The organism is Massilia pseudoviolaceinigra, from assembly GCF_030846505.1.
Taxonomy (GTDB): Bacteria; Pseudomonadota; Gammaproteobacteria; order Burkholderiales; family Burkholderiaceae_D; genus Telluria_A; species Telluria_A violaceinigra.
This window is the reverse complement of the sequence record NZ_JAVCWL010000137.1, coordinates 1-596: the sequence shown is the minus strand read 5'-3', so window position 1 is coordinate 596 and position 596 is coordinate 1. Positions and strand designations below refer to the sequence as shown.

Annotated in this window: 1 protein-coding gene; it reads right to left on the bottom strand. The window is 65.1% G+C overall.

The genetic code is table 11. The annotated features are described in order from the left end of the window. On the bottom strand, positions 1-596 hold a 596-nt coding region (locus RBA40_RS33445), incomplete at both ends, for a flagellin hook IN motif-containing protein (RefSeq protein WP_306653230.1).

Genomic DNA, 596 nt, shown 5'->3' with positions numbered 1-596 from the left:
GCGGCATTGGTCAGGATCAGGCCATTGTTGGCATCGTTCAGCTTGGCGGTGACACCGGTTTTCGACGACACATCGTTAAAGGCGCTCACTGCCGAGGCCAGGCCCGAGGCATTGGTTGCCGCGCCGACGGTGAAGGTGACGTTGGCGGCGGTGCTGTTGTCGGACGTGACAGCGAGCGAATACACGCCGCCGGCGGTCAGGCTGAGCGATTCCTCGGTCTTGGCCTGGGCCGTTACACCGGTGGTGGCGGTGGCGCCATTGATGGTCGAGGCGAGCGACTGCGCCGTATCGGTGGCGGTGACGGCGATGTTCGACGTTGCCAGGCCTTGCAGGGCGAAGCTGCCGGCGGTGTAGGCGGTGCCGGTGGTGGCCAGGGTGGTCGGGGCCGCGGTCGATGCTTCGTTGTTGCCGTAGTTATTGGTACGGAAGTTGGCAGTGGTGGCCTGGATGGTCTGGCCGGCGTTGGCGCCAACCTGGAAGGTGGCGGTACCGAAGCTGCCGTCGAGCAGTTTCAAGCCGTTGAATTCCGACGTCTGGGCGATACGGTCCGCTTCCGACAGCAGCTGGCCGACCTCAGCCTGGATCGCCTTGCGGTC